The organism is Rouxiella sp. Mn2063 (assembly GCF_049319665.1).
In the GTDB taxonomy this organism is placed as follows: Bacteria; Pseudomonadota; Gammaproteobacteria; order Enterobacterales; family Enterobacteriaceae; genus JBMOUD01.
Window position 1 is genome coordinate 150,892 of sequence record NZ_JBMOUD010000005.1, and the last position, 24,487, is coordinate 175,378.

The following is a 24,487-nucleotide window of genomic DNA, read 5'->3' on the forward strand; positions in this document are numbered from 1 at the left end:
CTTATCATCTCCATGAGCGTGATGGTTTTATCTTTTATTGTTGAACCACAATTATTTCCTGAGATGGATCAACATGTTGCATATGTAATTTATCATTGGCGATACGTTCGACTCGACTGTGATCTCCAAGAGCATTCTCTTCCAAAATCAAGTTACGCCATTCAATATCTAGCGCATCTCGCTCCAGCACGAGCTGTTCACGCTGCGCCGTGAGTAAGCGAGTTTTGTGCGATATGGTCACTACCGCCAGGGCGCTGCCTAATACGGAGATCAGCAGCAACATCGGCAATTTGCCATGGCGAAAGATATCGCCAAAGATGACACCGACTAAACCATGGCGCTCGTTACCAATCACTGCGCGGTCCTCGCTGCAAAGCGTAATACTGAGCTACGTGCTCGGGTGTTTTCAGAAACTTCAGCTTCTGAAGGCATCATCTTGCCCAATGCTTTCAAGCTACGGCCACCTAAGCTAGAAATCTGCGCTTCCGTCATCGGGATACCAGCGGGAACCTGTGGGCCACGGCTGTGTTGGCGAATAAAGCGCTTCACAATGCGGTCTTCTAACGAGTGGAAGCTAATCACAGACAAGCGACCATCTTCCGCTAACACTTCAAGAGCACCATCAAGCGCGCGTTCGATCTCTTCCAACTCACTGTTGATGTAGATACGAATAGCCTGGAAGCTACGCGTTGCCGGATGTTTATGTTTCTCTCTGACTGGCGAGGCGTTAGCAATCAAATCAGCCAGTTCTTTGGTGCGTGTCATCGGCAATTCACGATTACGTTCCACAATGGCGCGAGCAATACGCTTAGCAAAACGCTCTTCACCAAAGGTTTTTAGCACCCAGGCAATGTCATCAGCTTCGGCTTTCATTAGCCATTCAGCTGCGGAATAACCTCGGGTCGGATCCATACGCATATCCAAGGGTCCATCGCGCATAAACGAGAAACCGCGTTCTGGATCATCAAGCTGCGGCGAAGACACACCAAGATCGAGTAATACGCCGTCAATACGCCCAACCAGTTCAAGATCGTGTACGTATTGTGAAAGATCGGAAAAAGGTCCGTGAATGATCGAAAAACGCGGATCGTCGATCGCTTCTGCTGCTTTGATCGCCTGAGGGTCACGATCGATTGCCAGCAAGCGTCCGGCCGGCCCAAGTTGGGACAGAATCAGACGCGAATGGCCACCTCGGCCAAAAGTTCCATCGATGTAAATCCCGTCTTGACGGATGTTGAGGCCGTTAACGGCCTCATCGAGCAACACGGTAGTATGTTTATAATTTTCTGACATGCTTATAGCGACAAGTCCTGTAATCGTTCAGAAAGCGGTTCCTGAGACGATTGTTCAGTGTCAATGTCTTCCTTAACTTGTTGATACCAGGTCTGTTCATCCCACAGTTCAAACTTATTGAACTGTCCAACCAGCATCACTTCTTTGGCAAGCCCGGCGTGTTGCCTCAACGTGGTAGCAATCAATAACCGGCCTGCGTTATCCATCTGACATTCACTGGCATGGCCCAAAAGCAGGCGTTGAATACGACGCTCAACTGGATTCATGCTCGACAGACGGGACAATTTTTGTTCGATAACTTCCCATTCAGGGAGGGTATAAAGCAGAAGGCAAGGGTGATGGAGGTCTATGGTACAAACCATTTGACCTTGTGATTCCTCGTTCAGTAAATCCCGGTATCGGGTGGGCACCGCAAGACGCCCTTTACTGTCGAGATTAACCATCGTTGCACCACGAAACATCGTCGTGTTACCCCTTAATGACCTTTTTCACCACTTTACTCCACAAATTCCCACTTAAAAGAGTTTACGGATGGTTTTAAAACCTTGTCAAGCCAGACCGACAGCGGTTTGATAATATTTACAGGGCCTGACGATGAGTTTGCACAGTGATAAGGGGGAGTGAGGTGAAAGAATAAAAAATAACGTCATGATAAGTTGAGGAAATTTCTTTAAACCTATTACTTTCGATTAAAAAAAAACCAAACTGAACATTATTTATCTATTTATATTCTGCCGCTACCGCTTTCTCAATTCTTAGCCAAGAAGTTTAAAGACGGTTGATTTTTCGCACCGCCTCCTTCTCTTACCCCCCTAACAATGGTTAGTTTCACTTTATAACGTGAGTTTTCTGCGCCTTAGAGTGGCAGCCACACTTACTTAGCAAAAAAGCCATACAAAGCGGGGGCGGAATTCTACAGCAGAATATTCATCGGCATTAACGTATTTTGAAAATTAATATTACTTAATTAAGTAGCAAAAATTGTTGCTGACAATTAACTCATTAAGATTATTCTCAAACTTTCAATAACAACAATATTACAAAGGGATTAAGAATAGCTTTACGTTAGAAAGCAGAGAAATAATCAACATGAATCGAGAGATGATGAAATAAGAGTGACAATAGCGGCGGGGATAAGAACAAGATAACGCGAGTTTTTAGCCCTCAATAACGGAAAAATGGGGCTCAAGGAACTGCGCTGAGGCAGGCAAATCTACAGCGGAATTAGGGGACATCAAAGGCGGCACATTGATATCCCCAATATCAGAAAACTAATTGCGACTCAGGCGGCCACGATGGAACAAGTTACGACGGATACGCGTCAAACCTGACTTCGGTTTTTTCGGCTCATCAAGGCAAGCCAATACCAGTTCTAACACCCTTTCAGCGACATCCCGATGGCGTTGTGCGACCGCCAACACTGGGCATTCGAGAAAATCGAGCAGCTCATTATCACCAAAAGTGGCAATTGCCAAATCAAGCGGTAAACGCCCTTGCTGTTTTAATGTGACATCCATTACGCCTTGCAGCAGTGCAAACGAAGTCGTAAACAAGGCATTAGGCATCTCATGAGTTTTCAACCATTCGGCGAAAACCAGTGACGCTGATTCTCGATCATAGGCGTTGGCATAAAGATAATTTGGCTGACGCTTATCTCCTTCCCAAGCTTGGCGGAATCCTTGTTCACGCAAAAAGCTAACCGATAGTTCTGGCAGCGCGCCCAAGTAAAGCACCGATTCGGCTGGGAATTCACGCAGTTCTTTAGCCAGCATATGCGCATCGTCCTGGTCGGCACCCACCACGCTAATGAAATGCTCCGGGTCTAATGCGCGATCGAGCGCAATTATCGGGAACGGATCGTTAGCCCAACGCTGATAGAATGGATGTTCAGGCGGTAATGATGTCGAAATAATAATCGCATCAACCTGACGCTGTAACAGATGTTCAACGCAGCGCATTTCGTTATCAGGCTGATCTTCAGAACAGGCAATCAGCAATTGATAGCCGCGCTGACGAGCTTGTCTTTCGAGGTAATTGGCTATTCGTGTGTAGCTGGTATTTTCAAGATCCGGGATCACCAACCCAATTGAGCGAGTCCGCCCGGCACGCAGCCCAGCAGCGACAGCATTAGGGTGATAGTTATGCTCCTTCACGACGGCCATGACTTTCTCGACCGTTTTATCGCTGACACGATACTGCTTCGCCTTGCCGTTAATAACATAACTGGCCGTTGTGCGCGAAACACCCGCTAACCTCGCGATTTCATCCAGTTTCACCGGAAAACCTCTTAGTGAATGAAAAATTATTTAGGATATGTAACCTGATAAAACCTTGCTGAGCAAGGTGTTTTAGAGAATCGAGTCAACAGTAAGTAATAAAAAAGCCCAACTCAAGGTTGGGCTTAATAGCAGTTATGATTGTAGATATAAGGCTTTAGGAATAATACGTAAGTAATAATATTCCTCTAGGCCGCCTCTCACATCATTACGCGCCGCGCGATACGCCAACGACACCAGAACGAGCCACTTCAACAATTTCAGCAACTTCACGCATTGTTTTCAAGAATGCATCGAGTTTATCGCTAGTACCAGCAAGCTGAACCGTATAAAGCGTTGGTGTGACGTCAACAATCTGGCCACGGAAAATCTCAGTGGTACGTTTAATTTCTTCACGCCCCTGACCCGATGCCTGCAATTTGACCAACATAATCTCACGTTCAACGTGAGCATCTTGCAGCAGCTCATTAACACGCAGAACATCCACGAGTTTATGTAATTGTTTTTCGATTTGTTCCAACACCTTGGCATCACCGACAGTTTGAATTGTCATGCGCGATAAGGTTGGATCATCGGTTGGCGCAACCGTCAGACTCTCGATGTTGTAACCACGTTGTGAGAACAGGCCGACAACACGCGACAGAGCGCCTGATTCGTTTTCTAATAAGACTGATAAAATCCGGCGCATGATTAGGTCCTCTCCGTTTTGCTTAACCACATATCGTCCATACCACCGCCACGGATTAACATTGGGTATACGTGTTCGGTTCCATCAACGCTGATATCAACAAATACCAGACGATTTTTCTCTGCTAACGCTTGCTCAAGTTTGCTTTCCAGTTCGTCAGGATGACGAATAGCAATCCCGACATGGCCATAAGCTTCTGCCAGCTTGACGAAATCAGGCAGTGATTCCATGTAGGATTGCGAGTGACGGCCAGAATAAATCATGTCCTGCCACTGCTTAACCATGCCCAGATAACCGTTATTGAGGTTAATGACCACCACCGGCAGATTATATTGCAGCGCAGTAGACAGCTCCTGAATGTTCATCTGGATACTGCCATCACCGGTAATACAGATGACGGTTTCATCCGGCAATGCCAGTTTCACGCCTAGCGCCGCAGGCAAGCCAAAGCCCATGGTGCCCAAGCCGCCAGAGTTAATCCAACGACGTGGTTTATCAAATTGATAATGCAGCGCAGCAAACATCTGATGCTGGCCTACATCGGAGGTAACATACGCATCACCGTGAGTCAGACGATGCAATGTCTCAAGCACCGCCTGCGGTTTGATGGTGCCACTATTTTTATCAAAGCTCAGGCAGTTGCGCGCACGCCACTGCTCAATGCTTTGCCACCAATCGCGCAGCGCATCAAATTCTTGCTTATCATCAGATTGCTCTAACAGCTCAAGCATTTGAACCAGTGTTTGCTTGGCATCACCAACGATCGGAATATCAGCATTGACGGTTTTAGAAATTGACGTTGGGTCAATATCGATATGCATCACGGTAGCATTTGGACAGTACTTAGCCAGATTATTGGTCGTACGATCGTCAAAACGCACGCCGATGCCGAAAATCAGATCGGCATTATGCATGGTCATATTGGCTTCATAAGTACCGTGCATCCCCAACATACCGACGCTTTGGCGATGCGTACCAGGGAAAGCGCCCAGCCCCATCAACGTGCAGGTCACCGGCAGGTTCAGTTTCTCGGCCAGTTGCAAGATTTCAGCGTGGCATTCTGAGTTAATGGCACCACCACCAACGTACAACACAGGTTTTTTCGCTGCGAGCAGGGTTTGCAAACCACGTTTAATCTGACCGCGGTGCCCTTGTACCGTTGGGTTATATGAGCGCAGGCTAACCTGTTCTGGATAGGTGTATGGCAGTTTAATTTGTGGATTGACCACATCCTTTGGCAAATCGATCACCACCGGACCTGGACGCCCGGTTGCCGCAAGATAAAACGCCTTTTTAATGGTGGCAGGAATATCTTCAGCGCGTTTTACCAAGAAGCTGTGTTTCACCACTGGGCGGGAAATCCCCACCATGTCACATTCCTGGAAAGCATCAGAACCGATCAATGCGCTATGCACTTGGCCTGATAGCACCACCATCGGGATAGAATCCATGTAAGCGGTAGCAATGCCGGTAATCGCGTTAGTCGCACCCGGACCAGAGGTGACGAGTACTACGCCGACTTCTCCGGTTGCGCGTGTATAGCCATCGGCCATATGCACCGCGCCCTGCTCGTGTCGGACCAACACATGATCAATCCCGCCGACGGTATGTAGCGCATCGTAAATATCCAATACCGCGCCGCCGGGATAACCGAATACATGCTTAACGCCCTGATCGATCAACGATCGGACGACCATCTCCGCTCCTGATAACATCTCCATGGGTTTGCCTCCAGGCTTTTGCTTCTCATTTAACTAGTATGATTTGTTTTTATGTGAGGGTGGAAATCGTTTCCACGCGCTCTAAGGTAAGTGGGCAATGCCCCGATGTTCTTACACCCGATATGGTTATGTACCTTAACGTGAGACATTAAGGCAGGCAAACAGCAAAAAGGAATAAAATTGGCCAACTTTCATTCGGCGACTGTTAAAAATGAAACAATCCAGATAAACCACTGAATAGCGGCGTGACCATCTCACAAAAATCAGGGGTAAATAAGAAAGAACAGGATTAAATTATTCTTACTGCATGGCACCACAATAAAGTGACACAGATCACATTTAGCTATTCCACAGCAATAATCAGCCATCGTGCAGATTAAGGTTGATAGAAAAATACCCGGCAATTCCATTCAACACTCAGCTCGCTTTTCTGTGAGATTTTACAAAATGTCATACTCTATCTTTTTTTAATCCCCAAAAAACACAGCAGTTAAAAGCTCCAAAAAACAAAACAAAAGCAGTCAAACAAACCAGAATTCACGATCCACGAGTGCTGAAATCAGAGTTATTCAATAGCAACGTTCTCACAATGACATATTGATAAAATGCGTAGTTATCTCCTGATATAAAAGAATTTTTTTACCCATCCATTTGTAGAACTTCGCCAGTTGTCGCAAATTCATTTCTGAGCTTAATTTTTCTCATCGATGTTAATGAGCGAAATTTTTAAAGAATATTGCTCTAAATGATAACTACTTTCATTTATGGTAATTAGGGACTTATTTCCTGCCGTGCGGTTGACATAACAGACGCATTCACGTATCAATTTAAGCCAACGGCAAATACCAACCGCTTTTCCTAAGATGAAAAGCCAAACAAACAAGCGAGAATCTGAATCCAATGTCAATGACTACCCTCCTCCTAGGCCTACTACTCAACGCAGAAACTTTGCGCGGTATGCCAGTGGGCGGAAATCAGAACTGATTCAGGCTCCACAGACAACAAACCCGCGCTAATGCGCGGGTTTTTTTTTATCCGCAAAGCGCGAAAGTAAACGAGACAAGGAAACAAACCATGAGCGATCAAGTCATTATTTTCGATACCACGCTGCGTGATGGTGAACAGGCTTTGCAAGCCAGCCTGAGCGTTAAAGACAAAATTCAAATAGCGATGGCGCTGGAAAGAATGGGCGTTGACGTAATGGAAGTCGGCTTCCCAGTATCTTCTCCTGGCGATTTCGAGTCGGTGCAAACCATCGCTCGCCAGATTAAAAACAGCCGCGTCTGTGGTTTGGCTCGCTGTGTTGACGGCGATATCGACGCGGCAGCAGAAGCATTGCGCGTCGCAGAAGCCTTCCGTATTCACGTGTTCTTGGCAACGTCAACGCTGCATATCGAATCGAAATTAAAGCGTTCGTTTGATCAGGTATTGGACATGGCGGTGCACTCTGTCAAACGTGCGCGTAATTACACTGATGACGTTGAATTCTCTTGTGAAGATGCGGGCCGTACGCCATTAGATAACCTGTGCCGCGTAGTAGAAGCGGCTATCAAGGCCGGTGCCACCACTATCAATATTCCTGATACCGTCGGTTACACCACGCCGCACCAGTTCAGCGGGATTATTACCAATCTGTATGAGCGCGTGCCAAACATCGATAAAGCCATTATTTCCGTACACTGCCATGACGATTTAGGGATGGCTGTCGGTAACTCCATCGCCGCTATTCAGGCTGGTGCTCGTCAGGTTGAAGGCACATTGAACGGTATCGGTGAACGTGCAGGTAACACCGCACTGGAAGAAGTGATCATGGCTATCCGCACCCGCTCGGAATTCATGAATGTGCACACCAACATCAATCACAAAGAAATCTATCGTACTAGCCAAATCGTTAGCCAGATTACCAACATGCCAATACCTGGCAACAAGGCTATCGTCGGCTCTAACGCTTTCGCGCACTCTTCAGGTATCCACCAAGACGGCGTGCTGAAAAATCGCGAAAACTACGAGATCATGACCCCAGAATCTATCGGTCTGAATCAAGTACAGTTGAACCTGACTTCGCGCTCAGGCCGTGCGGCGGTAAAACACCGCATGGAAGAAATGGGGTATAAAGAATCCGACTATAATATGGATCACCTGTACACAGCCTTCTTGAAGCTGGCGGACAAGAAAGGTCAGGTCTTTGATTACGATTTGGAAGCCTTGGTCTTCATCAACAAACAGCAAGAAGAGCCAGAGTTCTATCGTCTGGACAACTTCACCGTACAGTCTGGTTCTAACATCACCGCGACCGCTTCAGTCAATCTGGCCTGTGGCGAAGAGATTAAAACCGAAGCAGCAACCGGCAATGGCCCAGTCGATGCAGTATATCAAGCCATTAACCGCATCACGGGTTACCAAATTGAGTTGGTGAAATATCAGCTGACCGCCAAAGGCCAAGGCCGCGATGCGCTGGGTCAGGTTGATATTGTGGTCTCTTACGAAGGTCGCCGCTTCCACGGCGTCGGTTTAGCAACAGACATTGTTGAATCCTCGGCGAAAGCGATGGTTCACGTACTGAACTGCATCTGGCGCAGTAAGCAGGTCGAAAAAGAGAAACAACGCCTGCATAACGATCAACAGCAAAAATTTACCACAGTATAAATAATTAGAGACAGGAAACGGTGTGAACATGAGCAAGACCTATCATATTGCCGTCTTACCCGGAGACGGAATCGGCCCTGAAGTAATGGCACAAGCTTATAAAGTATTGGACGCTGTGCGTCAGCGCTTTGGCCTGAAAATTACCACAAGCGAATACGATGTTGGTGGCGCAGCCATCGATAAACATGGCAGCCCATTGCCACAGGCAACCGTTGCAGGCTGTGAACAAGCCGATGCTATCCTGTTTGGCTCCGTTGGCGGTCCAAAATGGGAACATTTGCCACCAAACGATCAGCCAGAGCGTGGTGCGCTGCTGCCACTGCGTAAACACTTTAAGCTGTTCAGCAACTTGCGCCCTGCTCGCCTGTATCAAGGTCTGGAAGCGTTCTGTCCGCTACGTAGCGATATCGCCGCCAAAGGCTTTGATATCCTGTGTGTACGTGAATTAACTGGCGGTATCTACTTCGGTCAGCCTAAAGGTCGTGAAGGCCAAGGCATGCACGAAAAAGCTTTCGATACCGAAGTGTATTACCGCTTCGAAATTGAACGTATTGCGCGTATCGCCTTCGAGTCAGCACGCAAACGTCGCAGCATCGTGACCTCTATCGATAAAGCTAACGTATTACAGACGTCGATCATGTGGCGTCAAATCGTCAACGAGATCGCCAAAGAATACCCAGACGTTACGCTGAGCCACATGTACATCGATAACGCCACCATGCAGCTGATCAAAGACCCATCGCAATTTGACGTGTTGCTGTGCTCTAACTTGTTCGGCGACATCCTGTCTGACGAATGCGCCATGATCACCGGTTCAATGGGGATGTTGCCTTCTGCCAGCATGAACGAACAATCATTTGGTCTGTTTGAACCAGCAGGCGGTTCTGCACCAGATATCGCGGGCAAAGATATCGCAAACCCAATCGCTCAGATCCTGTCTGCTGCCCTGCTGTTGCGTTACAGCCTGGGTGAAGATGAGGCAGCTAATGCTATCGAGCAGGCCGTGAATACTGCATTAGAACAAGGTCATCGTACCGGTGATTTGTCTAACGGCGGCAGTGCAGTTGGTACCAGTGAAATGGGTGATATTATCGCCCGCTTTGTGACTCAAGGGGCATAACATGGCCAAGACCTTATATCAGAAATTATACGATGCGCACGTGGTGTTCGAAGCACAAAACGAAACGCCGCTGTTGTATATCGACCGCCACTTGGTACATGAAGTGACCTCGCCACAGGCCTTTGATGGTCTGCGCGCGATGAACCGTAAAGTGCGTCAGCCGGGCAAAACCTTTGCCACCATGGATCACAACGTTTCAACGCAGACCAAAGATATCAATGCCAGCGGTGAAATGGCGCGTATTCAGATGCAGGAGCTGATCAAGAACTGTGCTGAATTCGGCGTACAACTGTATGACTTGAATCACCCGTTCCAAGGTATCGTGCACGTTATCGGTCCAGAACAAGGTATGACCTTACCGGGTATGACCATCGTTTGTGGTGACTCGCATACTGCGACTCACGGTGCGTTTGGTTCACTGGCTTTCGGTATCGGCACCTCCGAAGTAGAACACGTTCTGGCGACGCAAACCCTGAAACAGGGCCGCGCTAAAACCATGAAAATCGAAGTCACTGGCGATGCGCCAGCGGGCATCACGGCTAAAGATATCGTATTGGCAATTATCGGAAAAACCGGTAGCGCTGGCGGTACCGGCCACGTTGTAGAATTCTGCGGCAAGGCAATTGAAGCCTTGAGCATGGAAGGCCGCATGACCTTATGCAATATGGCCATCGAGATGGGTGCCAAAGCGGGCCTGGTTGCACCGGATGAAACCACTTTTGCTTATCTGAAAGGCCGCCAGTTTGCGCCTAAAGATCAAAATTGGGACGAAGCGGTTGCTTACTGGAACACCCTGAAAACCGATGCTGATGCTAAGTTTGACAGCGTAGTCACTTTGAATGCTGCGGATATCGCGCCACAAGTGACCTGGGGAACCAACCCAGGCCAGGTAATGGCAGTGAATCAGGTTATCCCTAATCCAGAATCCTTCAGCGATCCAGTTGAACGCGCTTCAGCTGAGAAAGCCTTGGCTTATATGGATTTGCAGCCAGGTATCCGTCTGACTGACGTGTCTATCGACAAAGTGTTTATCGGTTCTTGTACCAACTCACGTATCGAAGATTTACGTGCAGCCGCGGCGATTGCCAAAGGCCGTAAAGTCGCGAATGGCGTACAGGCTATCGTCGTACCTGGTTCAGGCCCGGTGAAAGCACAGGCTGAAGAAGAAGGGTTGGATAAAATCTTTATCGATGCCGGTTTTGAATGGCGTCTGCCGGGTTGCTCAATGTGTCTGGCGATGAACAATGACCGCCTGAACCCAGGCGAGCGCTGTGCCTCTACCAGCAACCGTAACTTTGAAGGTCGTCAAGGCCGCGGTGGTCGTACTCACTTGGTGAGCCCGGCAATGGCAGCAGCGGCAGCGGTTACTGGTCGTTTCGCCGATATCCGTGAATTGAACTAAGAGGGAAATACCATGGCTAAATTTACTCAACACATCGGTCTGGTGGTTCCTTTAGACGCAGCAAACGTCGATACCGATGCGATTATCCCAAAACAGTTTCTGCAAAAAGTGACCCGCACTGGTTTTGGTCAGCACCTGTTTAACGACTGGCGTTTTCTGGATGATGCAGGCAAGCAGCCTAACCCAGATTTCGTGCTGAACAAACCACGCTACAAAGGTGCGAGTATTTTGTTAGCGCGTGAAAACTTTGGCTGTGGCTCATCGCGCGAACATGCGCCTTGGGCGCTGACTGACTACGGTTTCCACGCGGTGATCGCTCCAAGCTTTGCCGATATCTTCTACGGTAACTCATTCAACAACCAACTGCTGCCGATCACCCTGAGCGAAGCGCAGATTGATGAGCTGTTCCAACTGGTAGAAGCCAACGAAGGCATTACCTTCACGGTGGATCTGGAAGCACAGACCGTGCAAGCTGGAGATAAAAGCTATCCGTTTGAGATCGACGCCTTCCGCCGCCATTGCATGATCAATGGCTTGGATAGCATCGGTTTGAGCTTGCAGCATGAAGAGAACATCTCAGCTTACGAGCAGAAACAACCGGCGTTTATGCGCTAAGTAACAACATAGCCTTTATGTGCTGCGGGGTGATAAACACCGCAGCACATTATCAACACTCCCTTTCCCCATTTTCGCTATCAGCCGCAATAAACCTGGCTAATCACGCCTTGCTGGTCAGAAACAATATTCAAACGTTCAGCGTTGAAATCCATCGTTACCCCGGTATTCGGTACAATATGGCGCATGGGTTTGGCAAAACGCATACCATCTAATATCGATGCAGGTTTGCCGACTAGATAATGGAAAGAAGCGGCCTGACACATATCCGGCGGCTGTGAATTATCGATATTTTTCACGCTATCAGCGTGATTTTGACAGCCAGCGAGTGATAAGAAAGCCAGAGAGGTAAGGAGAATAATTTTCTTATTGATCATAGAAATACTCACGCTTCAAATGGAAAAAGATGACATTGTGACATAGTCATATGCATTGTTGTCGCGTAATAGAATAGCAGCCAAACTTAAAGTATGACCGCGATAGCATCGATACTTCCTGTCTGAGGTGTGATGTAAAAAGAGTAAACAGACATGGATCTGGGTAAGAAAAGACACCATCGCCATGATATTATTCCCTCTCATAGGGTAATTTTTTACTTTCTCCCCTGCCTCGTTTAATCCTATGCACTAAGCAGTTTTTTACATCCCAACGCTCTCTGTTCAGTAAACACTCTCCGTGATAGAACTAGTTTATATAAAACAGTTGCTGAGAGAGACCGATGAGAAAAATCATCATAGATACAGATATTGGTGTGGATGATGCATTTGCCATCGCGTACGCAGCAAAGCATTTTGACCTGCTCGGTTTGACTACCATTTTTGGTAATGTTCAGGTCGGACAGGCTGTGAAGAATGCTAAATTCTTCAGCCAGAAAATGCATATCGATGTGCCCATTTTCCGCGGCTGCTCCCGTCCACTGGCATTACCCCCCGATCACCCCAATGTCGCAGTACATGGCGCAGATGGCTTGGGAGATGCATACGATAACCCTTGTGACGACCACGCGGGCGATGCTATCCGATTTATCATCGACACAGTAAAAGCCTTTCCCGGCGAGGTGACACTTGTCGCTATCGGCCCGCTGACCAACCTTGCTACGGCCATTAACCTAGCGCCGGAAATTATCCCATTAGTCAATGGCGTGGTGATTATGGGAGGTGCGTTCGGCACCGATGGCAATAGTGGTAACGTAACGCCTCATTGCGAATTCAATATATGGAAAGATCCACACGCTGCTGATCAAGTGCTGACAGCCAACTGGTCTGTCACCTTATTGCCATTAGATGTCACTCATAAAGTATTACTGCTCGGCGATGAAGTTCGTCAAATCAACCAACAAGTGTTGAGCGACATCTCGCGTAATTATATGAATTACAGCCTAAAGCGTGAAGGCTTTGAAGGCATGGCGCTGCATGACACATTAACGATTTCTTGGCTGATTAATCCGCAGTGGTATACCACCGTAGAATCACCGGTACGGGTGGTGACTGAAGGTATTACTCGCGGCCAGACACTTTATCGCCAAACACATCTGGGTTCTCGTTTTAATCCTTTTGATGGATTAAAAGCGCAGCGCCTGTGCATAGGCGTAGATTCTGAAGCAGTGAAAGCTCACTTTATTCAATCTATGTCGGCATAGCCTCCGACAATATACCAGCACCCAATACAGGATTATTTTTATACGGTTAACCATAACCGTATAAAAGCTTACTGTTGCTATAAAAATAAAATAATAAATTAACATTCGACACCAGAGGAGTACCGCATGAAGTATCTCATCGCTATTTTAGGAATTATTGCCTTTCTTTTATTGGCATGGGCCGTAAGTTTCGACAGGCAAGCTATTAAAAAAAGGCCATCCCATTGCTAACTTGTTTGATTATTCAAGTTTTACTGGCCGCATTTTTAATTAACACTTCTCTTGGTGTATCTATTATCAGTTCGATCGTATTTGTCTTCACCCAAATAATGACCAGCGCCTCAGTTGGCATAGATTTTGTGTTTGGTGGACTACTCAACAAAGGCGAATGGAGCTTCTTGCTGAGCGCATTAATGCCCGTTGTTTTTATCTGTGCACTCATCGGTATTTTAAAATACTTTAAAATCATCCAGTATGCGATGGCAGGCCTTGGCTCGGTACTCAACTATGTCACGCGGGTTGGCAAGATGGAGTCTTTTAGCATCCTGTGTTCTACCTCGCTAGGCATGGCCGCACCTTTTATTACTGTTCGGGAATACTTCGACAGCCTGAACCGCAAACAAGTTTATGCTTTAGCGGCTGCATCGATCTCCTCAATCGATTTGAGCATTTTGGCTTCTTATATGAAGATCATTAATCCAACTTATGTTGTGTTGGCATTATTCCTCAATGTATTTAGCTTCTTTATTATCTTAACGCTTATTGCTCCAGCAAATGAAGATACTGCACCTAATTTCGATATTATGCACACTGAAGAAGGCATTGGATTTTTTGAAACACTGACAGAGCATATTTGGGATGATTTTAAAATTGTTGGTGCTTGCGTAGCAATGTTAATTGCCTTTATTGCATTAATTGATTTATTCAATGTTATTTTCAATGGAATATTTGGCGTCTCTTTCCAGAATATCCTTGGCTATGTTTTCTCTCCATTAGCATTCCTGATGGGGATTCCATGGCATGACTGTGTTAAAGTCGGCGGTATTATTGCGACCAAGCTGATAGCAAATGAATTCGTCGCGATGATGAGTCTGAAAGATATAACCGCACAGTTATCCCCAAGAAGCCTGGCAATTACCTCGGTATTTCTGATTTCATTCGCTAATTTCGGCTCTATTGGCATCATTGTTGGTATCGTCAAAGGGCTGAGCCAGGCGCAAGCGAAAGTAGTGGCAGGATTTAGCCTGCGTTTGATTTACGGTGCGTCATTGGTCAGTTTACTAACGGCAACTGTCACCAGTTTGGTGCTGTAAGCGATAACAACAGAGGAGGCATGATGCCTCCTCTAATGAATAAAACCTGATGAGTGATGTAGCGCTTTTATTTCGTTAACGCAACAATGCCCATAGTTACCGCGGCAACGGCGGCAGCACCACCAGCTATCGCACCTGCAGTTTCCCAGTTATCCTGCGTTGTGCCTTTCATGCAGGTATTCGTATGCACTAAACGGCCTTGATCATCGTAGACCGGCACGCATGGCGAGTTAGTTGCACACCCAGCAAGTAGAGTAGTTAAAAGCCCAGCGATAATTAATTTGCTCATGGTATTACCTTTATGGTTTCACCCTCTGCAATGGCAGTTTGAGTGATTATCGTTCGATTTTATCATCAAAAAATCGAGCCCATTAATGGTGAATATTTACAAATTATGTTTGATGTAAAGATACGAGAAAAACGGTGAAGTTACTTATGGTTGCGTTGCAACCACTGCTCAACATTGGTCAGTGGGATATTGTGCTGCACATTAAAGCTCTGTTCCATAGGCCATGAAACACCTTTCCCTTTCGCAAAAGCAACGCGGTATTTCGCCACAATGTCCTCTGGAGAATTAGCCAGATCCTGACTTAATTTAGCCAGGCTCCATGCAATACGCTTCACCTTTTTCCCCAGTACCTTGTCTAATAAATCCGCCAGTTGTTGATAAGTAATGGTCTCACCAGCGGTATAAACCACCTGATTCACCAACCGTGGCTGAACAAGTAAAATTTCCCGGGTGAGCACACCAATATCATCAGGCGTTGTCAGTGTCACCGCATTATCCCAAGCGCCTAATGCGTTAACGCTGTTATCGGAAAAGTTGACGATGCCAAAGGCCGGATCAAACAGATAGCTGGTAAACATCCCGGTGGATACAATCACCCATTCAGTTGAATTTTGCCCACGCAACATAGCGCGTACATCGAGTTGTTCGTCCCACGTTGTTTGGCCGCTGCCTTTTCCCACCAGGTCGTAGTCCACACCAAATTGCCAAGGGACATAGCGCTTAACTCTAGCTTCCAATACGGCTTGCGTAATTTTGATCTGCGTTCCGCTCCCTGCAATAAAACCAGTACAACAGATCACCGTATCAAACGGTGCAAAACAGTTAGCCAATGTACCAATCGATTCATCTACCAAATCGCCCGCGACCAGGCCAATACCCAAATCACGTATCTGCTGAATATGGGCGACTTTTTCCGGATTTGAACTCTCAATCGTCGATGAGCGTAATAATACGGATACCCTTGTCCCAGTCGTATTGGCCAGGCTGCGTAACATGGCCATACCAAGCTCTCCCGCGCCAAGTACCAGAATAGAATGAAGATTGTTTTTAGCGTTGACGTTCATGGGCTTCTCCTGTGTAGTTGCCGATAGCGTTACATCTCTAAAAACTAAGAACAAGAAGGCACACCGATGATACCGGGGAGTAAAATGGACCGAAAAAGTTTGATCGCCAGCTCGCAGGCCGCGTGCGACGCGCTCAGCGCCGATGATGATGGTTTGAAACGAGAAGTGCTATCGCACGCAGGGAACCGCTGGTCATTAGGCATTGTTTACGCACTCGGCGTCAGCGGTAGATTACGTCATGCAGAAATTGGCAGAAGGATGGAAGGCGTCACACAACGTATGCTGACCCGTACTTTACGCCAGTTGGAACGAGATGGCCTGATTCTTCGTTATGACTACCAAGAGAAAGCTCCGCGCGTCGAATATGAACTCTCGGAGGTTGGTTTCGGGCTGTTGGAGCAGATGATCCCGCTATGGGGCTGGGTTATCGACAATGCGAATGAATTTCGTCAGGCGCGAACGGCTTTTGACAAAATCAATCCACAGCAACGCGTTGAGTAGTAACAACTATTATGCTAATTGCTGTCGCTAAATAACACGCCCGGCTAAAACGGCCAGGCATTGCTATAACGCGACAAGGTATGACGATATGCAGAGCAGCAATATTCACTGTTCATCAATACAAATCAGTCATCAGTATTAGCTATGCGCCGCACATTCCGTTTGACGATGTAAAGCCTTACGCCAATCTCCCGGTGTCTGACCAAACTGACGCTTGAAACTGCGGTTAAAAGATTGCTTTGACTCATAGCCTAATGCAATCGCCACATTGGCAATCGGCTCACCGCTGTTAACCAATCTTTGCGCAGAAATATTCAGCTTTTTGGCGCGGATATATTCACCAAGCGTTGAGCCAGTATGTTGTTTAAACATCCTTTGCAGATACCATTTTGAGTAGCCAGCTCGTTCGGCAACCGTATTAATGTCTAGTCGCCCTTCCAGATTTTTATCAATCCAGCTAGTTAAATCATGAATAAAATCAGTCGTGTTCATGCTCTTTCTCCCGTTTAGGGACGCCAGTGTATGTCCCGCTCTTTTTTTAGACTGCGGTGATCTGAAGATAAATGCAAGTATTATTGTTGCATTAAATTTAGCAATCTGTAGAGTCATCGTCCTCGCCAGAACGTCGTAACGAAAAAGAGCACTTAAAGTGTAACAATAATTCTTGCACTTTATTACACGCCTCCCTACAATCCCTCGCAGTTAATGTATCAACAATTGATACTTTAATCTTATTGACCTTCATTTCTCGCTGCAAAGTTGCATCTCTGAAAGATGCAAATCGGACCAAGCCCATTCAGGAAAAGGACATCACTCGGATAACAGGGCCGAGTGGATTACCTGACTGCGCATACTCATTGGAAATAAAAATAATGCTAAGCCTGCAACGTTACCTGCTTAATCAGAACCGTCGTGTTCCTGGAACGCGCATTGCACTGCAATTTTCTGCCGTGGCGCTGTTTGTTACCTTGCTCAGTGGTTGCGACAACAGCGTGGCGCAAAATGCCCCACCTCCGCCCCCTGCGGTGAGCGTCGCTGACGTGATAATTAAGCCTATTAGCCAATGGGATAACTTTAATGGCCGCATAGAAGCGGTACAGAGCGTGCAGCTGCGACCACGGGTTTCAGGTTATATCGATAAAGTGAATTACACCGAAGGCCAGGAAGTGAAGAAAGGTCAGGTGCTGTTTACCATTGATGACCGTACCTATCGCGCTGCGCTTGAGCAGGCACAAGCTGAGCTAGCGCGCGCTCGTAACCAGGCGAATCTGACCCACAGCGAGTCTGGACGTACCGAGAAACTGATTGGTACACAAGCGGTATCAACCGAAGTATGGGAACAGCGTAAAGCTGCCGCAGCACAGGCACAATCCGATGTATTGGCAGCACAGGCTCAGTTGGATGTTGCCCAGTTAAATCTGGATTTTACCCGTGTAACCGCCCCAATTGACGGTCGCGCCAGCCGTGCACTGATCACCGCCGGTAATCTGGTGACCGCCGGTGACAGCGCCAGCGTATTAACCACGCTGGTATCGCTGAACACCGTTTACGTCTACTTCGATGTTGATGAAGAAACCTTCTTACGTTATCAAGCTCAAGCTCGTAATGGGCAACCCGTTGCCACGCCGGGTAGCAAATTACCGGTACAAGTTGGGTTAGCTGGAGAAACAGGGTATCCGCACAGTGGTTATGTTGATTTTACCGACAACCAGTTAAACGCGGGCACCGGCACAATTCGCATGCGCGCCGTACTCGATAACAGCCAACGTCTGTTTACGCCGGGACTATTTGCCCGCGTCCAGATGCCAGGCAGCGCGCAGTTTGATGCCACGCTAATCAACGACAAGGCTGTATTGACCGATCAGGATCGTAAATACGTTTATGTCGTAGATAAAGACGGTAAAGCCCAGCGCCGCGATGTTGAGTTAGGTCGACTGTATTCCGGTCTGCGCATTGTGAAAAAGGGCTTGGTCAGCGGAGACAAAGTGATTGTTGATGGCGTACAGAAAGTCTTTATGCCGGGTATGCCAGTTAGCGCGAAACCCGTTGCTATGCTTGCTGCCGCTCCTGCTGCTTCCAACTAAGTCATAACCAGAGAATCCTGAATCATGGACTTTTCCCGCTTTTTCATCGACAGACCGATTTTTGCGGCGGTGCTGTCGATACTGATTTTTGTTGGTGGTGCGATCTCCATCCCACTGCTGCCGATTAGCGAATACCCGAACGTGGTACCGCCGAGCGTGCAGGTGCGTGCTACCTATCCGGGCGCCAACCCGAAAGTGATCGCTGAAACCGTGGCTACGCCGCTGGAAGAGTCGATCAACGGCGTCGAAAACATGATGTACATGAAATCCGTTGCCGGTTCTGATGGCGTGCTGGTGCTGACCGTAACCTTCCGCCCGGGGACTGACCCGGATCAGGCACAGGTTCAGGTACAAAACCGCGTGTCTCAGGCGCAAGCAAGGCTGCCGGAGGACGTGGTTCGCCAAGGGATCACAACCCAGAAGCAGTCTCCGACGCTGACGCTGGTCGTTCATCTGGCTTCCCCTTCCGGCAAATACGATTCGCTGTATTTAAGTAACTACGCGACGTTGAAGGTAAAAGACGAGTTGGCTCGTCTGCCGGGCGTGGGTCAAGTACAGATTTTCGGTGCTGGCGAGTACGCTATGCGCGTGTGGTTAGATCCGAATAAAGTCGCCGCTCGTGGGCTGACCGCCTCGGATGTGGTTGCCGCGATGCGCGAGCAGAACGTGCAGGTTTCTGCCGGTCAGCTCGGTGCCGAACCGATGCCAACCAAAAGTGACTATCTGCTGTCAATCAACGCACAAGGTCGCCTGAAAAACGAAGAAGAGTTCGGCAATATCATTCTGAAAACCAGCGACGATGGTACCATTGTGCGTCTGCACGATGTGGCACGTATCGAAATGGGTTCAGGCAGTTACGCGTTACGTTCACAACTTAACAATAAAGATGCGGTCGGGATTGGTATCTTCCAATCACCGGGTGCTAACGCCATTGATTTATCTGATGCCGTACGTGCCAAAATGACCGAGCTGGCAACCCGTTTCCCAGATGGCATGACCTGGCAAGCGCCGTATGACCCAACCGTATTCGTACGCGACTCCATAAGCGCGGTTATCCATACGCTGCTAGAAGCCGTGTTACTGGTTGTACTGGTCGTTATTCTGTTCCTGCAAACCTGGCGCGCCTCGATTATCCCACTGCTGGCTGTGCCAGTATCGGTAATCGGTACCTTTAGCATCTTGTATTTGCTTGGTTTTTCACTCAACACGTTAAGTCTATTCGGGTTAGTGCTGGCGATAGGGATAGTGGTCGATGACGCCATCGTGGTGGTGGAAAACGTCGAGCGAAACATCGAGGAAGGACTGGCACCGCTAGCGGCGGCGCATCAGGCCATGCGTGAAGTTTCAGGGCCAATCATCGCTATCGCGTTGGTACTGTGCGCCGTCTTCGTCCCGATGGCTTTCTTGTCCGGCGTAACCGGCCAGTTCTACAAACAATTTGCGGTAACTATCGCCATCTCCACGGTGATTTCAGCCATTAACTCACTGACGCTCTCCCCGGCGTTGGCGGCACTGTTGCTGAAACCACACGGCGCGAAAAAGGATATTCCGACTCGTATTATCGATCGTTTATTCGGTTGGCTATTCCGTCCGTTCAACCGCTTCTTCAATAAAAGCTCCGAACGCTATCAGAATGCGGTATCTCGTGCGCTGAGTCGTCGTGGTGCGGTATTTGTGGTCTATATCCTGCTGTTATGTGGCGCAGGCTTTATGTTCAACAAAGTACCGGGCGGCTTTATTCCCACTCAGGATAAACTGTACCTGATTGGCGGCGTGAAGATGCCGGAAGGCGCATCGCTGGAACGTACCGATGCGGTGATCCGAAAAATGAGCGCCATTGGTCTTAGCGTTGATGGTGTCAGTGATGCCGTTGCCTTCCCAGGCTTGAATGCGTTGCAGTTTACCAATACGCCAAATACCGGTACGGTGTTCTTTACTCTGAAACCTCTGAGCGAACGGACCCGCAGCGCGGTGGCGATCAACGCCGAAATCAACGCCAAGATCTCGCAAATTCAAGAAGGTTTCGCCTTCTCGATTATGCCACCGCCAATACTGGGGTTAGGTCAGGGTTCAGGGTATTCGCTGTATATTCAGGACCGGGCTGGTTTAGGTTATGGTGCATTGCAGACGGCAATAAACACCATGTCAGGCGCCATCATGCAAACGCCGGGAATGGGCTTCCCGATCTCCTCTTATCAGGCCAACGTTCCACAGCTTGATGCGCAGATCGACCGCGATAAAGCCAAGGCGCAGGGCGTTTCGCTTGATGAGTTGTTCGGTACGTTGCAAACCTATCTCGGTTCAACCTACGTCAATGACTTCAACCGTTATGGCCGTACCTGGAAAGTCATTGCCCAAGCCGATGGCCCTTACCGCCAAAGCGTAGAGGACATTGCTAACCTGCGTACTCGCAACGATAAAGGCGAAATGGTGCCAATCGGCAGTATGGTTAACATTACCACGACGTATGGACCAGACCCGGTGCTGCGTTACAACGGCTATCCGGCAGCTGATTTAATTGGTGATGCCGATCCTCGCGTGCTTTCATCTGCACAGGCAATGAGCGAAGTTAGCGCGCTGGCACAGAAAGTTCTGCCAAACGGTATGAACATTCAATGGACTGACTTGAGTTATCAGCAATCCACTCAAGGGCATGCGTCATTGATCGTCTTCCCGGTGGCTATCTTGTTAGCCTTCCTGGTACTGGCTGCCTTGTATGAGAGTTGGACGCTGCCGCTAGCGGTTATCTTGATTGTCCCGATGACCATGCTCTCCGCTCTGTTCGGCGTGTGGCTAACCGGTGGCGACAATAACGTCTTCGTGCAGGTTGGATTAGTCGTATTAATGGGGCTAGCTTGTAAGAATGCCATCTTGATCGTCGAATTTGCTCGCGAGTTGGAAATGCAAGGTCGCGGCATTGTTGAAGCCGCATTGGAAGCTTGTCGCCTGCGTCTGCGTCCGATTGTGATGACCTCCATTGCCTTTATCGCCGGGACAATCCCGCTGATCCTTGGTCATGGTGCCGGTGCAGAAGTGCGTGGCGTAACCGGGATCACGGTGTTCTCCGGGATGCTTGGCGTCACACTGTTTGGCCTGTTCCTGACGCCGGTGTTCTACGTCGCACTGCGCCGTCTGGTGACGCGCAAGCAATCAGCAGCGAGTGTCGAAGCCTAATAGAGAGTGTAAAGCAAAAAGGTCGAGCACTAGCTCGACCTTCAGACTACTGACAAAGCTGGTTATTAGGGAGAGTACGCCGTTGGGGTCGGAGCGGCTTGTCCGTCGAAGCGCCCCTAGGCGAACTATGCCCGGGTATCTCGGTACACCAGACAACTTTGTCATCAAACTCAGGTCGAGCATCAGCTCGACCTTTTTTATACGCGGAATTTAGAAAGGGAAAAGAGATGCGGAAGCAAACGCCATTAATTGGACTTTGCTAACCCTTTAGATTTTATGTCGTCACAGCCAGCCGGCGTGCCATTCTTCTCAAACTCTTCTAGCGCTTCAGCTACCGTGTGGCGAGACAGCACATCCAGCGAGGCTTCTTCCGCTTCACTCACAATAGATTTGAAATACCAGCAGGCGTTGGCACTCACCAAGCAGCGCGGCTCACCTTCGGGGCGTGCTGCCCAGATATGTTTATCATCAATCACCGCGCAATAAATATCACGCAAGGTAATCTCGTGAGCAGGACGACTAAGGGAAATAGAACCGGTACGCCCCAACGTTGAGACGATAATACCGTTACGTGTCAGTGGAACCATCAGTTTGCGAATAAAGCTCGGATTAGCTTCCAGACATGTCGCCAGTGTGGCACTGGTCGAGCGTATCCCTGCCTTTTCAGCCAAAGCAACGCTGAATACTATTTGCATAGCTGTCGGAAAGCGAAAATCTAACATGTCATTGTCCTGAGAGACGAGGTTCTTAGGGCTAAACTGGCGAACGTCTATCGCCAGAACCATGAACACCAATTGCGCAATAATATAACAAACATAGTTGCATTTTTGAAGTTTTGCGCTGGTTGACCACACAGATTGACCACCGCTGCTAACCTATTTGCTACAGCAATCGCAAATACGCCCTTCTTATTCTCATCAGACAATCAGGCTCGCGAATCATTACAGCCACATATAAAAAAACTACACGTCCTTCACCCGGAACATCATCACCAAGGAGAGTGAACACAACGCCAGCGCCGCCCAATACACTTGATAATGGCTAAAATACTGCACGATGCTGCCCTGTAGTACGCCAGCCAGAATCACGCCGGTCGAGATACTATTAGTAAATAAAGTGGTAGCGGAACCGGCACGCCCCGGCATTAAATCCTGAAAATAGAGCATACCAATAGCAGCAACAATACCGATAAACATCGCGTTAAACAGCTGCATCAACAACAAAGCCGTTTTGAATTGGAAAGCGATAATACCGGCATAAAACAGCACGCCGCTGAAAACAGCGAACAGCATCAAACGTTTTTTACCCAGGCGCTTTACCAGATAACCAGCAATCAGCATCGCCGGAATCTCAATTCCCGCCGCCGTCCCCATCAAGATCCCAGCCAAACCTTCTGGTAATCCCATATCATGGACAATATGCAACGGCATATCGATCAGATACATGGTGTTGGCCGTCCACATCAGTAAAGAGGCGAAGAACAGCAGGCGAACGTTCTTATTCTTCCAGGCACTTACCGGCGGCACCGCGTTATCAAGAGGTTGTTCAACACGCGCCACTGAAGGCAGGAAGAACCACACCATCAATGCACTAAGGACAAAGACGCCCATCGCGCTGAGATACATAAAAGTAAAACCATATTGCGTGGCTAAAACAAACGCCAGCGGCGGGCCTAATACCCATGCCAGTGATAATGTGGCACGCATCATCGAGCTGAACATCACCACTTCTTTAGCCGAGCGATCCGCATACTCACGCGCCAAAGCGAACAATTGCGGCATCGCGGCACTGGCCATCGCGGCTAACAATACGCCTAAGGTAATCAGCACCAAATAATCGCGGCTAAAGGCGAAGACTACACTGTTGCCAATTGCCATCAATGTACAAAAAACTAACAGCTTACGCCGATCGCCCCGGTTATCAGAACGTTTGGCAAGTAAAAAGCTTACCGCAATCCCTGCAACGGCATTGACGGTATAAAACAGTCCAACCCATATCGGTTTGGCATGAACCTCATTGGTCAGAAACAAACTCAAGGTTGGGTTTTGCAAAGCACCAGCGATGCCCGTCAAAAAAGAACACAGCAGGAAAACGACAAACACAGAATTAAAACGGGGCTTATGCATGATTCCTTCCCAGAAAGCGCTAGCGCCAATAAATAAAGCCAACAGTGTAGAGATTTTTTATTCAGATGACAGAGCAATAATGGCAGATAAGTATCCACCAATAGAATTAAAAAAAACCAGTGAGTTGCCCCACTGGTTGGCGAATTGCACCATTACTCAGAAAATTTCACGATACCCAAAATAATTGGCGTTGCATCAAGGCGGCAAGGAACCCCATCCCGAAACTTACTTAAGTAAGTTTCGGGTAAGTCACCATGGCCAACGCAGAAACGACGTTAAGTATGACGGGTATAGGTATGTTGGCAGCACTGCTCGTCATCAAGAGACTCAATATTCCACTGCATCAAATGTTCCAGTGTCTGCATGCGGAAGTTTTCAGGAATAATCGACAGACAATTAGCTTTGCTTTGGCTCTCCTGCGCAGCTATCGCAGCAAAATAACGCTGATAGAAACGGGCAATCAATGTGCTATTCATCTTTCTCTCCCGGGTTTCACTCGCCTGCTTACATAGCGCAAATTATCAGCGTATTATGAG

General features: G+C 48.2%; 22 protein-coding genes. 9 read left to right on the forward strand and 13 right to left on the reverse strand.

Annotation, left to right across the window (positions count from 1 at the left end):
• Positions 1 to 34: 34 nt before the first annotated feature.
• The 6 genes from ftsL to ilvI all read right to left on the reverse strand — a co-directional run bounded on the left by ftsL (position 35) and on the right by ilvI (position 5,978).
• Entirely contained in the window at positions 35 to 355 is a 321-nt protein-coding gene (gene ftsL, locus ACL9RG_RS10085; protein ID WP_422792466.1) for a cell division protein FtsL, read from the reverse strand.
• Positions 352 to 1,293, reverse strand: a complete 942-nt coding sequence (gene rsmH / locus ACL9RG_RS10090; RefSeq protein ID WP_422792467.1) for a 16S rRNA (cytosine(1402)-N(4))-methyltransferase RsmH — start codon at positions 1,291 to 1,293, stop codon at positions 352 to 354. The genes ftsL and rsmH overlap by 4 nt, the downstream gene beginning before the upstream one ends.
• Positions 1,294 to 1,295: 2 nt before the next feature.
• Positions 1,296 to 1,754: a division/cell wall cluster transcriptional repressor MraZ gene (gene mraZ, locus ACL9RG_RS10095; RefSeq protein ID WP_422792468.1), complete on the reverse strand. Its 459-nt coding sequence runs from the start codon at positions 1,752 to 1,754 to the stop codon at positions 1,296 to 1,298.
• Between the two features lie 810 nt (positions 1,755 to 2,564).
• Positions 2,565 to 3,569, reverse strand: coding sequence for a catabolite repressor/activator (cra, locus tag ACL9RG_RS10100; RefSeq protein WP_422792469.1), 1,005 nt, complete (start codon positions 3,567 to 3,569; stop codon positions 2,565 to 2,567).
• Between the two features lie 208 nt (positions 3,570 to 3,777).
• On the reverse strand, positions 3,778 to 4,257 hold the full coding sequence (gene ilvN / locus ACL9RG_RS10105; RefSeq protein ID WP_422792470.1) for an acetolactate synthase small subunit: 480 nt from the start codon (positions 4,255 to 4,257) through the stop codon (positions 3,778 to 3,780).
• Between the two features lie 2 nt (positions 4,258 to 4,259).
• A complete protein-coding gene (gene ilvI / locus ACL9RG_RS10110; protein WP_422792471.1) occupies positions 4,260 to 5,978 on the reverse strand; it encodes an acetolactate synthase 3 large subunit in 1,719 nt (572 codons plus the stop codon).
• A 1,074-nt stretch (positions 5,979 to 7,052) separates the two neighbouring features.
• On the opposite strand from ilvI, the gene leuA reads away from it, so the two are divergent.
• From leuA to leuD, 4 genes are read left to right on the forward strand one after another with little or no spacing between them, the layout of a single operon-like run.
• A complete protein-coding gene (gene leuA / locus ACL9RG_RS10115; protein WP_422792472.1) occupies positions 7,053 to 8,624 on the forward strand; it encodes a 2-isopropylmalate synthase in 1,572 nt (523 codons plus the stop codon).
• A gap of 28 nt (positions 8,625 to 8,652) precedes the next feature.
• Positions 8,653 to 9,744 carry a 3-isopropylmalate dehydrogenase gene (leuB, locus tag ACL9RG_RS10120; RefSeq protein ID WP_422792473.1) on the forward strand — a complete coding sequence of 364 codons (1,092 nt, stop codon included), beginning with the start codon at positions 8,653 to 8,655 and terminating at the stop codon, positions 9,742 to 9,744.
• A 1-nt stretch (position 9,745) separates the two neighbouring features.
• Positions 9,746 to 11,146: a 3-isopropylmalate dehydratase large subunit gene (gene leuC / locus ACL9RG_RS10125; RefSeq protein WP_422792474.1), complete on the forward strand. Its 1,401-nt coding sequence runs from the start codon at positions 9,746 to 9,748 to the stop codon at positions 11,144 to 11,146.
• A 12-nt stretch (positions 11,147 to 11,158) separates the two neighbouring features.
• Positions 11,159 to 11,761 (forward strand): 3-isopropylmalate dehydratase small subunit, encoded by a 603-nt coding sequence (gene leuD, locus ACL9RG_RS10130; RefSeq protein WP_422792475.1) that lies wholly within the window; start codon positions 11,159 to 11,161, stop codon positions 11,759 to 11,761.
• Between the two features lie 80 nt (positions 11,762 to 11,841).
• Here the strand turns inward: leuD and ACL9RG_RS10135 are convergent, their stop codons facing one another.
• Entirely contained in the window at positions 11,842 to 12,138 is a 297-nt protein-coding gene (locus tag ACL9RG_RS10135) for an I78 family peptidase inhibitor (RefSeq protein WP_422792476.1), read from the reverse strand.
• A 341-nt stretch (positions 12,139 to 12,479) separates the two neighbouring features.
• Here ACL9RG_RS10135 and ACL9RG_RS10140 point away from each other — a divergent pair, with 341 nt between their 5' ends.
• Positions 12,480 to 13,400 (forward strand): nucleoside hydrolase, encoded by a 921-nt coding sequence (locus ACL9RG_RS10140; RefSeq protein WP_422792477.1) that lies wholly within the window; start codon positions 12,480 to 12,482, stop codon positions 13,398 to 13,400.
• A 224-nt stretch (positions 13,401 to 13,624) separates the two neighbouring features.
• On the forward strand, positions 13,625 to 14,713 hold the full coding sequence (locus tag ACL9RG_RS10145) for a nucleoside transporter C-terminal domain-containing protein (RefSeq protein ID WP_422792478.1): 1,089 nt from the start codon (positions 13,625 to 13,627) through the stop codon (positions 14,711 to 14,713).
• A 67-nt stretch (positions 14,714 to 14,780) separates the two neighbouring features.
• Here the strand turns inward: ACL9RG_RS10145 and ACL9RG_RS10150 are convergent, their stop codons facing one another.
• Positions 14,781 to 15,002, reverse strand: coding sequence for a hypothetical protein (locus ACL9RG_RS10150; RefSeq protein ID WP_422792479.1), 222 nt, complete (start codon positions 15,000 to 15,002; stop codon positions 14,781 to 14,783).
• Between the two features lie 140 nt (positions 15,003 to 15,142).
• Positions 15,143 to 16,066 carry an aromatic alcohol reductase gene (locus ACL9RG_RS10155; protein WP_422792480.1) on the reverse strand — a complete coding sequence of 308 codons (924 nt, stop codon included), beginning with the start codon at positions 16,064 to 16,066 and terminating at the stop codon, positions 15,143 to 15,145.
• A gap of 84 nt (positions 16,067 to 16,150) precedes the next feature.
• On the opposite strand from ACL9RG_RS10155, the gene ACL9RG_RS10160 reads away from it, so the two are divergent.
• Positions 16,151 to 16,567, forward strand: a complete 417-nt coding sequence (locus ACL9RG_RS10160; RefSeq protein WP_422792481.1) for a winged helix-turn-helix transcriptional regulator — start codon at positions 16,151 to 16,153, stop codon at positions 16,565 to 16,567.
• 138 nt (positions 16,568 to 16,705) lie between these two features.
• Here ACL9RG_RS10160 and ACL9RG_RS10165 read toward each other — a convergent pair whose 3' ends face one another.
• Positions 16,706 to 17,059, reverse strand: a complete 354-nt coding sequence (locus ACL9RG_RS10165; RefSeq protein ID WP_422792482.1) for a helix-turn-helix domain-containing protein — start codon at positions 17,057 to 17,059, stop codon at positions 16,706 to 16,708.
• Positions 17,060 to 17,439: 380 nt separating this feature from the next.
• On the opposite strand from ACL9RG_RS10165, the gene ACL9RG_RS10170 reads away from it, so the two are divergent.
• On the forward strand, positions 17,440 to 18,651 hold the full coding sequence (locus tag ACL9RG_RS10170) for an efflux RND transporter periplasmic adaptor subunit (protein WP_422792483.1): 1,212 nt from the start codon (positions 17,440 to 17,442) through the stop codon (positions 18,649 to 18,651).
• A gap of 24 nt (positions 18,652 to 18,675) precedes the next feature.
• Positions 18,676 to 21,825, forward strand: a complete 3,150-nt coding sequence (locus ACL9RG_RS10175) for an efflux RND transporter permease subunit (RefSeq protein ID WP_422792484.1) — start codon at positions 18,676 to 18,678, stop codon at positions 21,823 to 21,825.
• 245 nt (positions 21,826 to 22,070) lie between these two features.
• On the opposite strand, the gene ACL9RG_RS10180 is transcribed toward ACL9RG_RS10175, so the two are convergent.
• The 3 genes from ACL9RG_RS10180 to sgrT all read right to left on the reverse strand — a co-directional run bounded on the left by ACL9RG_RS10180 (position 22,071) and on the right by sgrT (position 24,427).
• Complete coding sequence (locus ACL9RG_RS10180; RefSeq protein WP_422792485.1) at positions 22,071 to 22,547, reverse strand: RrF2 family transcriptional regulator; 477 nt, start codon at positions 22,545 to 22,547, stop codon at positions 22,071 to 22,073.
• 240 nt (positions 22,548 to 22,787) lie between these two features.
• A complete protein-coding gene (locus ACL9RG_RS10185; RefSeq protein WP_422792486.1) occupies positions 22,788 to 23,951 on the reverse strand; it encodes an MFS transporter in 1,164 nt (387 codons plus the stop codon).
• A gap of 275 nt (positions 23,952 to 24,226) precedes the next feature.
• Positions 24,227 to 24,427, reverse strand: coding sequence for a glucose uptake inhibitor SgrT (sgrT, locus tag ACL9RG_RS10190; protein WP_422792487.1), 201 nt, complete (start codon positions 24,425 to 24,427; stop codon positions 24,227 to 24,229).
• Positions 24,428 to 24,487: the final 60 nt, after the last annotated feature.

Coding starts and splice junctions, on each gene's coding strand:
- rsmH (WP_422792467.1), bottom strand. CDS start 1,293: ATGTCAGAAAATTATAAACATACTACCGTGTTGCTCGATGAGGCCGTT.
- mraZ (WP_422792468.1), bottom strand. CDS start 1,754: ATGTTTCGTGGTGCAACGATGGTTAATCTCGACAGTAAAGGGCGTCTT.
- ilvN (WP_422792470.1), bottom strand. CDS start 4,257: ATGCGCCGGATTTTATCAGTCTTATTAGAAAACGAATCAGGCGCTCTG.
- ilvI (WP_422792471.1), bottom strand. CDS start 5,978: ATGGAGATGTTATCAGGAGCGGAGATGGTCGTCCGATCGTTGATCGAT.
- leuA (WP_422792472.1), top strand. CDS start 7,053: ATGAGCGATCAAGTCATTATTTTCGATACCACGCTGCGTGATGGTGAA.
- leuB (WP_422792473.1), top strand. CDS start 8,653: ATGAGCAAGACCTATCATATTGCCGTCTTACCCGGAGACGGAATCGGC.
- leuC (WP_422792474.1), top strand. CDS start 9,746: ATGGCCAAGACCTTATATCAGAAATTATACGATGCGCACGTGGTGTTC.
- leuD (WP_422792475.1), top strand. CDS start 11,159: ATGGCTAAATTTACTCAACACATCGGTCTGGTGGTTCCTTTAGACGCA.
- ACL9RG_RS10135 (WP_422792476.1), bottom strand. CDS start 12,138: ATGATCAATAAGAAAATTATTCTCCTTACCTCTCTGGCTTTCTTATCA.
- ACL9RG_RS10140 (WP_422792477.1), top strand. CDS start 12,480: ATGAGAAAAATCATCATAGATACAGATATTGGTGTGGATGATGCATTT.
- ACL9RG_RS10150 (WP_422792479.1), bottom strand. CDS start 15,002: ATGAGCAAATTAATTATCGCTGGGCTTTTAACTACTCTACTTGCTGGG.
- ACL9RG_RS10155 (WP_422792480.1), bottom strand. CDS start 16,066: ATGAACGTCAACGCTAAAAACAATCTTCATTCTATTCTGGTACTTGGC.
- ACL9RG_RS10160 (WP_422792481.1), top strand. CDS start 16,151: ATGGACCGAAAAAGTTTGATCGCCAGCTCGCAGGCCGCGTGCGACGCG.
- ACL9RG_RS10165 (WP_422792482.1), bottom strand. CDS start 17,059: ATGAACACGACTGATTTTATTCATGATTTAACTAGCTGGATTGATAAA.
- ACL9RG_RS10170 (WP_422792483.1), top strand. CDS start 17,440: ATGCTAAGCCTGCAACGTTACCTGCTTAATCAGAACCGTCGTGTTCCT.
- ACL9RG_RS10175 (WP_422792484.1), top strand. CDS start 18,676: ATGGACTTTTCCCGCTTTTTCATCGACAGACCGATTTTTGCGGCGGTG.
- ACL9RG_RS10180 (WP_422792485.1), bottom strand. CDS start 22,547: ATGTTAGATTTTCGCTTTCCGACAGCTATGCAAATAGTATTCAGCGTT.
- ACL9RG_RS10185 (WP_422792486.1), bottom strand. CDS start 23,951: ATGCATAAGCCCCGTTTTAATTCTGTGTTTGTCGTTTTCCTGCTGTGT.
- sgrT (WP_422792487.1), bottom strand. CDS start 24,427: ATGAATAGCACATTGATTGCCCGTTTCTATCAGCGTTATTTTGCTGCG.